The 11661-nt window shown below is 71.2% G+C and carries 11 protein-coding genes and 1 tRNA gene; 2 read left to right on the plus strand and 10 right to left on the minus strand.

Annotated features, from left to right (window positions below; all coding sequences use genetic code 11):
- Positions 1 to 294: 294 nt before the first annotated feature.
- Positions 295 to 368: transfer RNA gene (locus ACFFJC_RS04580), tRNA-Gly, on the minus strand.
- A gap of 270 nt (positions 369 to 638) precedes the next feature.
- Between ACFFJC_RS04580 and ACFFJC_RS04585 the strand changes: the two genes are divergently transcribed.
- A complete protein-coding gene (locus ACFFJC_RS04585; RefSeq protein ID WP_379486317.1) occupies positions 639 to 1997 on the plus strand; it encodes a malonyl-CoA decarboxylase in 1359 nt (452 codons plus the stop codon).
- Positions 1998 to 2053: 56 nt separating this feature from the next.
- Here ACFFJC_RS04585 and ACFFJC_RS04590 read toward each other — a convergent pair whose 3' ends face one another.
- The 9 genes from ACFFJC_RS04590 to ACFFJC_RS04630 all read right to left on the minus strand — a co-directional run bounded on the left by ACFFJC_RS04590 (position 2054) and on the right by ACFFJC_RS04630 (position 10352).
- Positions 2054 to 2572: a GNAT family N-acetyltransferase gene (locus ACFFJC_RS04590; protein ID WP_379486318.1), complete on the minus strand. Its 519-nt coding sequence runs from the start codon at positions 2570 to 2572 to the stop codon at positions 2054 to 2056.
- On the minus strand, positions 2572 to 3051 hold the full coding sequence (locus tag ACFFJC_RS04595) for a GNAT family N-acetyltransferase (protein WP_379486319.1): 480 nt from the start codon (positions 3049 to 3051) through the stop codon (positions 2572 to 2574). Before ACFFJC_RS04595 ends, ACFFJC_RS04590 begins: the two co-directional genes overlap by 1 nt.
- A gap of 4 nt (positions 3052 to 3055) precedes the next feature.
- Complete coding sequence (locus tag ACFFJC_RS04600) at positions 3056 to 3973, minus strand: RDD family protein (RefSeq protein WP_379486320.1); 918 nt, start codon at positions 3971 to 3973, stop codon at positions 3056 to 3058.
- Positions 3970 to 5013 (minus strand): stage II sporulation protein M, encoded by a 1044-nt coding sequence (locus tag ACFFJC_RS04605; protein WP_379486321.1) that lies wholly within the window; start codon positions 5011 to 5013, stop codon positions 3970 to 3972. The genes ACFFJC_RS04600 and ACFFJC_RS04605 overlap by 4 nt, the downstream gene beginning before the upstream one ends.
- Positions 5010 to 6290 (minus strand): DUF58 domain-containing protein, encoded by a 1281-nt coding sequence (locus ACFFJC_RS04610; RefSeq protein ID WP_379486466.1) that lies wholly within the window; start codon positions 6288 to 6290, stop codon positions 5010 to 5012. The genes ACFFJC_RS04605 and ACFFJC_RS04610 overlap by 4 nt, the downstream gene beginning before the upstream one ends.
- Before the next feature lie 80 nt (positions 6291 to 6370).
- The gene (locus tag ACFFJC_RS04615) at positions 6371 to 7345 is read right to left on the minus strand and encodes an AAA family ATPase (RefSeq protein ID WP_379486467.1); all 975 of its coding nucleotides are present in this window, start codon (positions 7343 to 7345) and stop codon (positions 6371 to 6373) included.
- A 44-nt stretch (positions 7346 to 7389) separates the two neighbouring features.
- Positions 7390 to 8712 carry a DUF4350 domain-containing protein gene (locus tag ACFFJC_RS04620; protein ID WP_379486322.1) on the minus strand — a complete coding sequence of 441 codons (1323 nt, stop codon included), beginning with the start codon at positions 8710 to 8712 and terminating at the stop codon, positions 7390 to 7392.
- On the minus strand, positions 8709 to 9371 hold the full coding sequence (locus ACFFJC_RS04625) for a hypothetical protein (RefSeq protein WP_379486323.1): 663 nt from the start codon (positions 9369 to 9371) through the stop codon (positions 8709 to 8711). Before ACFFJC_RS04625 ends, ACFFJC_RS04620 begins: the two co-directional genes overlap by 4 nt.
- Positions 9372 to 9452: 81 nt before the next feature.
- On the minus strand, positions 9453 to 10352 hold the full coding sequence (locus ACFFJC_RS04630) for a prephenate dehydratase (protein ID WP_379486324.1): 900 nt from the start codon (positions 10350 to 10352) through the stop codon (positions 9453 to 9455).
- 120 nt (positions 10353 to 10472) lie between these two features.
- Here ACFFJC_RS04630 and ACFFJC_RS04635 point away from each other — a divergent pair, with 120 nt between their 5' ends.
- Complete coding sequence (locus ACFFJC_RS04635) at positions 10473 to 11162, plus strand: c-type cytochrome (RefSeq protein ID WP_379486325.1); 690 nt, start codon at positions 10473 to 10475, stop codon at positions 11160 to 11162.
- Positions 11163 to 11661 lie beyond the last annotated feature (499 nt).

Below are 11661 nucleotides of genomic sequence, written 5' to 3' on the forward strand. Positions count from 1 at the left end.
CGATCTTGCCCAACGGGGGTCGTCCACACATGAATCATCAAGTTTATAGGCAGTTGATCGAGGCTTTGCGTTTCTGATTGCGATGTCGGTAAGTGGCATAGGACGGCGCCCTTTCCACTCGGAGACCCCAGCGCGGCGGTCTCCCTCATCCTTCCAAACGCCAAAACCCCAAAGTACCCCCAGAAATGTCTGGATGCGGGTGGAAAGAGCGGTCAGGGACAGACGAACGGGGACGGAAAAGTCGCCGTTTTCTGAGGTTTTACACCATTTTCAGGGCAATTTTAGAAGGACGGCTGGAGCGGGTAGCGGGAATCGAACCCGCATAGCCAGCTTGGAAGGCTGGAGCTTTACCACTAAGCTATACCCGCTCGTGCAGCCGCGAGGCCGCGCGGCCTGGCCGCGTTGTGCAGGGGCGCTTGCCACGGTCGGGTCGCTTTCGTCAACGACTCTCTGTATCGAAGCCTCGTTCGGGGGACCTTGATGGCGGATCGCCGGGGCGGCTTCTGCCTGGCGGGACCTGCAGAATGGCGGCTGTAGGCCATTTTCGCGCCGCACTGGGGCGTGCGAGGGCCTCGCACGTATTCTCTGCGAGTGCGAGCGATGGTAGCCTCGCCATGCCAGTTGAGGACGAGGACATCATGAACACTTCGCGGACGCGCACGGCTTCCGAGGTTCCGGCCACCGCACGGCGGCGCAATCCGCTGGACCTGCTGATGAACTCGGGTCTCGGCAAGCTGCTGCGCGGCATCGGCGTCGCGCCCCGGCAGGACAGCGGCGAAAGCCTGCTCGATCTCGCGGATGCGCTGCTCTCGCTGCGCGGGCGGGCGTCCGGGCCGGCGCTGGCCTCCGCCTTCTTCGACCTCTACGAGGCGAGCGACCCGGAAGCGCGGCAGGAATTCCTCGCCAAGGTCCACGACCTGCACCCGGCCGATGCCAAGGCGATCGACAAGGCGATCGCCCGGTGGAACGAGAAGCGCGACGAGGGCTCCGCCCTGGCGCTGAACGCCGCCAGCGAATCGCCGATGCGGCGCCTCATTACGCAGCTCAACCTGGCGCCGCAGGGCACGCCGCGGCTGATCGACTTGCGCGAGGATCTGCTGGCGGTGCCGAAGGCCGCCTCCACGCCGGGGCTGGCCGCGCTCGACCGCGAGCTGGAGAGCGCGTTCACCGCCTGGTTCAACGCCGGGTTCCTGGAACTGCGGCGGATCGGGTGGGACAGCTCGGCCCAGCTGCTCGAACGGATCATCCGCTACGAGGCGGTCCACCAGATCCAGGGGTGGGACGACCTGCGCCGCCGCGTCGAGCCGCTCGACCGGCGCTGCTACGGCTTCTTCCACCCGCAGATGCGTGACGATCCGCTGATCTTCGTCGAAGTGGCGCTGACGCCGCAGATTCCCGGCGCGATCCACCAGGTCATCGCCGAGGAGCGCGCGGTGACGCCGCCGAGCGAGGCGAACTGCGCGATCTTCTACTCGATCAGCAACTGCCAGGTCGGCCTCAAGGGCATCCCCTTCGGCAACCACCTGATCAAGCGCGTGGTCGGGCTGCTCAAGGAGGAACTGCCCCACCTGACCACCTTCGCCACGCTCTCGCCGGTGCCGGGCTTCGCCAAGTGGCTCGCCAAGGAACAGGGCGCAGAGGCGGCCGTCCCGGGCGCCAGGGAACTGCGCCACCTGGCCGCCCGCTATCTGTGCGAGGCGAAGGGCAAGGGCAACCAGCCGCTCGACCCGGTGGCGCGCTTCCACCTCGGCAACGGCGCGAGGCTCGAGGCGGTGCACGCCAATGCCGACCTCTCCGCAAACGGGCAGAAGCAGTCGCACGGCGTCATGGTGAACTACCTCTACGAACTTGCCGATATCGAGGCGAACTTCTTCGCGCTAACCGAGCTGGGCACGGTCGCCACCTCCAAGGCGGTGCAGGCGCTGGTCGAGGAGCCGGAGGGCGCGAGGAAGGCGGGCGGAAAGAAGACGAAGGACGCGGACGCGGTGCCGGCCTGAACGTAGCGCCCGCTCCAGGGCGTGTTCCCGCCCCAGCCCCGGGCCGGGCTGCGCCCTCAGCCCGCCAGCATGCGGGCGAACAGGAATTCGGCGTCGCGCTGCTCGCCGACCATGAAGTGGATGTCCGCCGCTTTGGCGAAGCCGTAGCGGGCATAGAACTTCTGCGCGCCGGGGTTGTCGGCATAGACCGAGAGCTGGATCTCGTCCGCGCCGAAGCGGACGGCCTCGGCCATGGCCCAGTCCATCAGCTGCGCACCGATGCCGCGGCCGGTCGCGGATGGGTCGGTGTAGAGCTGCTTGAGCTCGATCGTGTTGCCGCCGCGAGCGTGCTCGGGCCAGCCGCAGGCCATGACCAGCTTGCAGAAGCCGAGCAGTTGCCCGTCCTCCTCCGCGAGCATGACGCGCATCGTCGGATCGGCGATCTCGCGCGCGACCTTCTCCTCCGTGTGCGCCCCGGCCAGGAAGGTCTGCAGGTCGGCCGGGCGATAGAGATGGCCGAACTTGGCCACGAAACTGGTGGCTCCCAGCGCCGCAAGCGTGGCGGCATCGGCAGCAGCGGCCTGGCGCAAATCCATCACAGCGCCCGCGTCATGCACATCGAGAAGTCGTCCGACACGTAGTCGCCGAACGGCGCGCACTCGGCGAAGCCATGCGCGCGGTAGAGCCGCTGCGCCGGTGCGAACGGCTCGGGCCGGCCGGTCTCGAGGCTCACGCGCGCATAGCCCCGCGCGCGCGCTTCCTCGATCAGCCGCAGCAGGATCGCCTTGCCGACGCCGCGGTTGCGATAGGCGGGCGCGGCGCGCATGGACTTGAGTTCGCCGTGCCCGTCATCGAGATGCTTGATGGCGCCGCAGCCGGCGACCGTCCCCCCGTCCCAGGCCGAGAAGAAGGCGACATCGGGCTGGCGCAGGCGCTCGGCCGGCATGGCATGGACGCTCTCGGGCGGGGACCAGCGGTGCATCTCGTCGAGATGGAACTGGAGCAGCCCCAGCACCGCTTCGCCGGTGAGGTCGTCGGGGACGATGCGCAGTGTCTCGATCGGGGTGTGGGGCATGAGCTCAGGAATCCGCGTGCTTGTCGGCCTTGCGCCGCCCCATGCGCATGCCCGCTTCCAGCCGTGCCCGCAACTGCGCGTAGTAGTCGGCGAGGAAGCGCCGCTCATCGCCCCAGCCGTCGTTGCGCCCCATCTTGCCCGAGATCGTCGCGTAGACCGCCTCGATCGAATCCTGCCGGTCTTCGCGCAGGACGCGCTCCAGCGCCTTCAGCTCGAACTCGCCGTAGAGCGCGAGGTCGTCGTCGCCGAAGCGGTAGGCGCTCGCCTCCGGCGCTGCAGGGCCGCCGGCGGTCATCGCCGCCTCCAGCTTCTGGCGCGGCCGCTCGAGCACCCAGCTTCCCGCGATCACGTCCCCGGCGCGCAGGTGATCGCGGTTGAACAGGGGAAAGAGCATGAAGATCAGGAACCAGGCAGTGGCCGCCAGCCAGGCGATGCCGTTCTGCGCCCCTGCCATCATGACCAAAGGGATCGGCAGGAACAGCTCGATGTCGCGCAGCAGGTTGCGGGCGATCACCATCTCCGCGGTCAGCCGTCCGCCGTCGCGCGCGGCGATGCGGATGCCGGTGAGCCGCTTGCCCGGCGTGGCGCCGCGCGGGCCCAGCTCGAAGAACAGGAAATAGGCGTTGCGGAACAGGAACATCACGATGATCCACACGATCACCAGGAACTGCCGCGCCTGCCCTGCCGCTCCCTCCGCGCGAGCGGCCTGATCGAGCGTGCCCAGCCCTCCCGCGATCCGCGTCAGCGCAAGGGTAGAGCCGATCATCAGCACCAGGATGAAGAGGAGGTCGAGGATCAGCGCACCGGCCCTTGCGCTGCGCCCGGCGACCGTGACCGGCAGTGCGATGCCCTCAGGCGTGACCAGCACGCGCCGCCGGTCGGCAGCGGCGGCACGGGGCCTGCGGCGGGAGGCGGCGCTCACCGGGCGCTCCGGCGCGAGCGCGGCCCGGCGTTGCCGCGGAAGGCGAAGAAGTAGGCGCACCACAGCAGCAGCATGAAGCCACCGACGAGGAAGCGGCCTGCGGTCTGGTCCACCAGCTGGCGCGCGAAGCCTTCCAGCAGCGCCGCGACCACCAGCATGAGCACGACGCCGGTCATCACCAGCGCCGCCCGTCGGCCCGCCGCCGCGGTCGCCTCCAGCACCGGGCGTTCGCCGGGGAAGGCGACGGCGCGGCCGATGTGCAGGCCCGCGGCGCCCGAGAGCAGGATCGCGAAGAGCTCGGTCGTGCCATGGACGCAGATCCATCCGGCGAAGTCGAGCAGCAGGCCCTTGCCATGATAGAGCCAGCCCATCGCCCCCAGCAGCGCCAGGTTGTGGACCAGCAGCAGCAGCGAGGGGATGCCGAGCGCGAAGCCGAGCGCGAAGGCGAGGATCGAGACCTGCGCGTTGTTGCTGAACAGCTGCGCCGCGAAGCGGCTCATGCCGTCGCGCTCGGCATGACCGAACAGCGTCGCGCGCAGCACTTCGGCGCTCGCCCCGGGCACGCGCTCGCCCGCCATCGGCCGGGAGATCAGCGCGAAGTACCATTCGGGATCGTGCGCCACGAGCAGCCAGCCCACGACCACTCCCGCCACCATGACGGCCAGCGCCACCAGCACGTCGAGCCAGATCGCGCGCACGGCCGCGCTCCAGCCGCCGCCGAGGAACGCGCGCAGCCATTCCCACAGCGAGGAGCGGGGCCCGTAGACGACGAACCAGGCACGCTGCACCAGCGCTTCCAGGTAGGCGAGCGTGGCGCCGTCGAGCGAGGTCTCCCGCGCGATCGACAAGCTGGAGGCGACCGTGCGGTAGAGCTGGGGCAGGTCGAGCAGGTCCTCGTCCGCGATGCCGCGCAGGCGCCCCTTCTCCATGCGCGCGACGATGGCCTCCAGGCGCTGCCAGTCGCCCTCCCGCTCCAGGCGGAAGCGGTCGGAGCGCAGCGCGGCGGTCTCGATGGCGCTGGTCGCGGCAATGGCTGTCATCCGATCGCTCCTGATCGCTTGATGGCGAGATAGGCGTCCAGCAGGCGCGTACCCATCTGGTGCCAGGGTGCCTCGATCACGTCCACGCCGATCTGGCGCAGCCGCCGCACCACCAGCGCGCGCTGGCGCAGCAGCCCGTCGGCCGAGACCGCCATCGACAGCGCCTCGAGGTCGTCCGGGGCCGCTCCGGACAGATCCTCCAGTTCGTCGTCGGCCAGGGTGACGAAGAGCACGACATGGCGCGAGATGAGCCGGCCGATGCTCTCGATCATCAGCTCGGCGCTGGTCGGGTCGGTGAAGTCGGAAAACACCACGATCAAGGAGCGGCGCTGCAGGCGCGAGGCCAGCGTCGCCAGCGCGAGCGTGAAGTTCGGCCCCTCGGAGCGGTACTCCAGCCCGGCGGCGGCGCGCTGCAGCCGGTGGAACTCGGCGCTCGCGGCAATGAAGGGAGTGGAGACCTCGGGCCGGGCGGCGAAGCCGAACAGCGCCACGCGATCCCCGCCCTTGAGCCCGACGTAGGCCGTCGCCAGCGCTGCCGACACTGCGCGGTCCAGCCGCGGCATGCCGGCGATCGGCTCGCACATCGCCTGCCCGCAGTCGAAGGCGAAGACGATCTGGTTGTTGCGCTCGGTCTCGTATTCCTTGGCGTAGAGATGGACGTGGCGGGCCGAGCTCTTCCAGTCGATGCGGCGCCGGTCCATGCCGGGCTGGTACTCCGCCAGCGATTCGAACTGGCTCCCCTCGCCGCGGATGCGCCGGGCAAGCAGGCCGTACTGCGCATCCTTGAGGAAGGTCTGCAGCGCCGGCGAGCGGACCGCGGCGATGTTGGGCCAGACGCGCACACCCTCGTCCAGCGGACCCGAGAGCTGCCGCGCGCCGAGGCCGAGCGGGCCGGTCCAGCGCAGCCAGGCGCGGGCGACCGCGCCGGTCCCGCGACGGGCCGGGGTGAAGCCGCCGCTGCCGCTCCAGCCCTCCTCGCCCGGTGCCAGGGGAAACACCAGTCGCCCGCCGGCGGCGAGCCGGGGATCGCATTCGAGCGCCATCTCCACGCGCGAGGGGCGGCCGCGGAACGCGACCCGCGCCGTCATCGCGGCGGGGGCGCCGACCTCTACGTCGGCCGGCACCACCACGCGCAGGTCGCGCGTCCCGCCCGCCAGCAGCGCATCGACGAAGACCAGCCCCAGCACCACCAGCCCGAGCACGGGCGCGACGATCCACAAGGCCGGGCTGGCCGCGGCGATCACCAGCGCCACCGGCGCGCAGGCCGCCAGCACGATCGCGGCCCGGGCGGTGGGGACGATCGGCGCTTGGCCCGCGCCAGGCCGGCCGGGGGAAGAGGGGGCTGCCGGCACCGGGATCAGCGCGGCGCTTCGGTCTGCTCGACGAGCTGGTGGACGAGCTCCTCCACTTGCTTGCCTTCGATCTCGGCCGCGGGGCTAAGCAGGAGGCGGTGGCGCAGCACCGCGCCGGCCAGCGCCTTGACATCGTCGGGCACCACGTAGTCGCGCCCGTCCAGCGCGGCGCGGGCGCGCGCGGCGCCCGCCAGCAGCACCGCCGAGCGGGGCGAGGCTCCGGAGGCGAGATCCGCGCTTTCGCGGGTGGCGCGCACGAGGCGCACCACGTAGTCGACGACGCTGTCGGCCAGCTTTACCGAGGCGACCGCCCGGCTCGCCGCTTCCAGCTGGGCCGGGCTGGCGACGGAGACGATGCCGACTTCCGCGGGGGTCGGAGCCCCTCGGTTCTCGCCGTAGCGGGCAACGATGCGCCGCTCCTCCTCGACGCTGGGATAATCGACCAGCAGCTTGAAGAGGAAGCGGTCGAGCTGCGCCTCGGGCAGCGGGTAGACGCCCTGGCTCTCGATCGGGTTCTGCGTCGCGACAACGGTGAAGTGCGCAGGCAGCGGGTGGGCGGTCCCGTCCAGCGTCACCCGGCGCTCCTGCATCGCCTCCAGCAGCGCCGCCTGCGTCTTGGGCGGGGTGCGGTTGATCTCGTCCGCGAGCAGCAGGTCGCAGAAGATCGGGCCGTGGGTCAGCGTGAACTGGCTGGTCTGGAAGTTGAAGAGGTTGGAGCCGAGGATGTCGCCCGGCATCAGGTCCGGCGTGAACTGGATGCGCCCGAAGTCCAGCCCCAGGCTGGCCGCGAAGCACTGCGCCAGGAAGGTCTTGGCCGTGCCCGGGGGACCTTCAAGCAGGACGTGGCCCCGCGCCATGAGGGCGATCAGCAAGTGGTCGATGGTCTCGGCCTGGCCGACCACGCCCTTGGCCACTTCCGCCCGGATCGCATCCGCCAGAGCGCCCACCGCGCCGATGTCGGGCGTGATTTCGGGAGCCATCTCGGGAGCGTCCTCGACTGGGGATTCGGTCGCGGGAAGGTCGGTCATCGGATGAGTATCCTTTCGAGCGCGTGGAGGTCGCGCGCTGCCTCGATCAGGTCATGGGGACGGCGCGCCGCGCGCAGGCGGGCGGCGACGACAGAGAAGGGCTGCGCCGCGTGCCCGCGTGCAGCCAGGGCGCGATCGATCGCCGCCTCGGCAGCGGCGGCATCGAGCGTGCGGGGCAGCGCCAGGGCCTGAACCAGCCGCTCGCGGGTCCGCTCGGCGTAGGGCGCGGCGATCAGGTGCAGCCGACCGGAGCGGCGCACCAGCCCGGCGGCGTTGGCGACGAGCGCGCGCTTGCCGAAGGCGATCGCCCGGCCCGGGACCAGCGGCGGCCCGAAGCGCAGGAAGGCCCGCCAGCCCACCGCCAGCGCCGCCAGCAGGAGGCACAGCGTCGCGGCCAGGAACGGCGGCGTGAAAGCCAGCGTCAGCAGGTTCTGCGCGCGGGCATAGCCGTTGAGCGTCATGTCGAACATCACCGGCGCACCGGGTGCCACCCCGCTCGCGCGGACCAGCGCCTCGGCCAGGCGGGCGTTCGCGAGGCGGGCCATGCCGTAGTTGTCGAGAAGGTCGGGCTCGAACACCAGGATCAGCGGATGGAGCCCCGCGGTCTCGCCCGAATGGAGCACGCGGTCCTGCGCGATCGCCTCCAGGCCCGGATAGGCGCCGCCATCGTCCAGGTAGCCGGCGAGCGTCAGCCGACCGTCGCGGCTCCCCACGATCCGCACCAGCCCGGTCCCCCCGCCCGAGAGCACCTGCCGGTGATCGGGAAGCCTCCCGCTGAGCCCGGCCCCTGCCCAGGCCGCCCGGCGCGGGGGTAGCGGCGCGATGCTGACGGAAAGCTGGTCGAGGAACCCGCGCCACTCGGGCGGCATCGGCCCGCCGAGCCGGACCCAGCCCTGCTTCGCCTGCGCCTGCTGCTGCCGGCCAGGGCGAACCGCCAGCCACTTGGGCGTGACGACCAGCGTCGGCCCGATGCGCCGGCGGCGGGCGACGATCTTCTGGATCTCCTCGCCGTCGGCGAAGGCGGGCGGCGTCAGCACCAGCAGCCCGGGCCGCTCCAGCGCGCCGGGATTGCGCACCATGCCCACGGCATAGCCCCTACGCTCGAGATAGCGGGCCATCGCCGCATAGCCGTTGAGCCCCCGACCCTCGCCATGCGCCTGCCCGTCGTTGGCAGAGCCCATGCCGGTGCCGGTGGCGATCATCCACAGCAGCGCCACGAAGAGCAGCGTGCCGAGCAGCACGATGGCGAGCACCGCCCAGCGCGAGAAGGGGTTGGTGCCCACCGTCACCGGGGGGCTGACGCCGGGCGCAGCGCTCATGCCCGCAGCGCGATCTGCGCGAACTCGGCATAGGCGCCGCGCGCCGCCTGCCAGTCCTGCGCGTCGAGCGGGCGCAGCGCGAAAATGGCGCGCTCCACCCGGCCGGCGATTACCCCGAAGGCGCGGCGCCCTGCCGTGGGCAGCATCGGCAGCGCGGCGATCTCGCGCGCGGTGCTCGCGGCGGTCAGCCACTCGGGCCGGGCCTCGGAGATCTGGCGCACGCTGCGGTGGAGCAGGAGCTGCGCCGCCTCGCCGTAGCGGCCCTGCGCCGCCAGCCGGTCCGCGTCTTCCAGCAGCACCTCCGCCTCCGCCCGGCTGGGGACCCAATGGACCTCCTGAGCCGGCCGGCGATTGCGGCGCGCTTCCAGCAGGGGCTCGAGCACCAGGCGCCACAGCAGGAACAGCGCGAGCAGCACGGCCAGGCCGAGCAGGACGTACTGGAACACAGGCCAGGACAATCCGAGCAGCCGCCCGATCGGCTCGAAGATCGCCTCCAGCAGCCGGCCCAGCGCCCTCAGCCACCAGGGCACATCCGGAGTGGGCGGAGCCTTGGGTTCGGGCAGCGGTGTATACTGGAGGTCGGCGGCGGCACGCACGGCGCGCCAGTCTTCCGCCGCTTCCGCGGCCGGTCCCGCGCCCTGGCCCCTGCCGATCGTCACATGGGCCACGATTGCACGCCCCGGCAGGCGGTGCAAGGGGGCGTGCGCGGCAAGCCGGGAGCGACCGGCGCGCCCACCGGATCAGCCGCGGGGTCGGGCCTGGAGGTAGGTCCCCAGCGGACGCACGTACTTGCAGTGGAACGCCAGCTCCTGCAGCGCGGAATCCACGCGGGGGTCGCCCGGCGCGCCCTCGATGTCGGCGTAGAAGGTCGTCGCGGCGAAGCTGGCGCCGATCTGGTAGCTTTCCAGCTTGGTCATGTTCACGCCGTTGGTGGCGAAGCCGCCGAGCGCCTTGTAGAGCGCCGCCGCGATGTTCTTCACCTCGAAGATGAAGGTGGTCATCGCCGGCCGGCCCTGCAGCTCGAAGGGGTCGAGCGGCTCGCGCGCCAGCACGACGAAGCGGGTGGTGTTGTCGGCCGCGTCCTCGACGTTGTCCTCGACGACGTCCAGGCCGTAGAGCTCGGCTGCCAGCCGCGGGGCGATGGCGCAGGCCGCGGGATCGCCCTGCTCGCGCACCAGCGCGGCGGCGCCGGCGGTGTCGGCATAGGCCATCGGCACGATGCCGCGGTCCCTCAGGTAGTGGCGCGACTGGCCGAGCGCCTGCGGATGGCTGTAGGCGGCCGAGAACGGCCCGGTCGCGCCGGGCAGCGCCATCAGCGCGTGGTGGATCGGCGTGAAGTGCTCGCCCACGATCGACAGGCCGCTCTCCGGCAGGAGGAAGTGGATGTCGGCCACCCGGCCGTGCTGGGAGTTCTCGATCGGGATGATCGCCCGCTCGGCCCGGCCGTCCTTCACCGCGTCGAGCGCGTCCTCGAACGAGAAGCAGGGCAGCGGCAGGCAGCCGGCGTCGTACTCGTTCGCGGCCCGGTGGCCGTTGCAGCCGGGCGCCCCCTGAAGGGCCACCGCGCGGGCGGGCTGCGCCGCCGCGGCGGCTTCCATTTCGGCCACAAGGGCCAGCGCGGGTTCGGGATAGGCATGCATGACGAACGCGCGATTAGGCGGCCACGGCGATATCCGCAATGGCTCTTGCGCTGGCTCCAGCCGGAGATTAGAGCCCCAAGCCAACAGGATGAGCTAATAATCACCCGCGGGGCATGCTGAATGGACGATCGTTTCAATACAATCGCCGGTTGGACTCTGTTCTCAGGCATCGTCGGCCTGGGACTGAGCATCGCCAGCTCGATGTACTTCCAGGCTGACAAGCACCACGCGCCCGAGACCGCGGGCTATGCCGTCGAAGGCGTGGCCGAGGAAGGCGAAGGCGGCGGCGACGTGCCAATCGCCACGCTGCTGGCCGCAGCCGATGTCGCCAAGGGCGAGGCCACTTTCGCCAAGTGCACCTCGTGCCACACGATCAACGCCGGCGGCGCCAACGGCATCGGCCCCAACCTCCACGGCGTCGTGGGCGAAGGGATCGGCACCGGCGCGGGCGGCTTCGCCTTCTCGGATGCGCTCAAGAGCAAGGGCGGCACCTGGACCTTCGACGCGCTGAACGAATGGCTCAAGAGCCCCAAGGCCTTCGCGCCGGGCACCAAGATGACCTTCGCCGGCCTCTCCAAGCCGGAAGACCGCGCCAACGTCATCGCCTACCTGAACTCGCAGGGCTCCAACCTGCCGCTGCCCGCGGCCCCGGCACCCGGCGCCGCCCCGGCCGAAGGCGCTGAGGCCGACGCCGTCGCCGCGCCCGAAGGCGAGCCGACCGGCGTGCCCGCAGGGCCGGCGGGCGTCGCCGACCGCGCCGTCGGCGCGGTGTCGGAGACGCAGGCCAAGGTCGGCTCCAGCGAGCCCTGATCCTGCGCGAATCCTGCCCGGTGCATCCGCCCGGGTCGGTTGAAAACGGTCCGCCAGCGTCGCCGAGTCGCTTGCGGGCCGTTTTCGTCGCAAGACGGGCAAACGGCGGTGCCACGCCGCTCCACAAGGGGAGCTAGCCCGGGCACAGCGAGACGCCCGCCGGCGAGCGCGGGATAACGCCAAGGGAAACACGCGGAGCGAAGCGAACATCGGACCGGCGTCGGGGCGCCCGAAACGTGGGGGCGCGGGAGGGGTGCTGCGCGTGCGAATGGCCGGGTAGCAGCAGGAACAGCCCGGCTCGGCCCTGGGATCGGACTCGGTCGGGACGGCGGAGCGGGCTCGCAGTCTGCGCGCGTCCCGGTGAGCACCCGCGCCTCGGCGGGGTCGTGACCGGTCCGGGTCAGGCGCTGAGGCGAGGACCTCGGCTTTCCACCGCACCCCTGCCCGACGACACCGGCCCGATACACCGCGACGGACGTGGCCACGCCCGCTTCGGATG

The organism is Novosphingobium soli, assembly GCF_042432915.1.
GTDB lineage: Bacteria > Pseudomonadota > Alphaproteobacteria > Sphingomonadales > Sphingomonadaceae > Novosphingobium > Novosphingobium soli.

Bases quoted from the DNA above. Each gene is read 5' to 3' on its own strand.
- ACFFJC_RS04585 (WP_379486317.1), top strand. From the start codon at position 639: ATGAACACTTCGCGGACGCGCACGGCTTCCGAGGTTCCGGCCACCGCA.
- ACFFJC_RS04590 (WP_379486318.1), bottom strand. From the start codon at position 2,572: ATGGATTTGCGCCAGGCCGCTGCTGCCGATGCCGCCACGCTTGCGGCG.
- ACFFJC_RS04595 (WP_379486319.1), bottom strand. From the start codon at position 3,051: ATGCCCCACACCCCGATCGAGACACTGCGCATCGTCCCCGACGACCTC.
- ACFFJC_RS04605 (WP_379486321.1), bottom strand. From the start codon at position 5,013: ATGACAGCCATTGCCGCGACCAGCGCCATCGAGACCGCCGCGCTGCGC.
- ACFFJC_RS04615 (WP_379486467.1), bottom strand. From the start codon at position 7,345: ATGGCTCCCGAAATCACGCCCGACATCGGCGCGGTGGGCGCTCTGGCG.
- ACFFJC_RS04620 (WP_379486322.1), bottom strand. From the start codon at position 8,712: ATGAGCGCTGCGCCCGGCGTCAGCCCCCCGGTGACGGTGGGCACCAAC.
- ACFFJC_RS04630 (WP_379486324.1), bottom strand. From the start codon at position 10,352: ATGCATGCCTATCCCGAACCCGCGCTGGCCCTTGTGGCCGAAATGGAA.
- ACFFJC_RS04635 (WP_379486325.1), top strand. From the start codon at position 10,473: ATGGACGATCGTTTCAATACAATCGCCGGTTGGACTCTGTTCTCAGGC.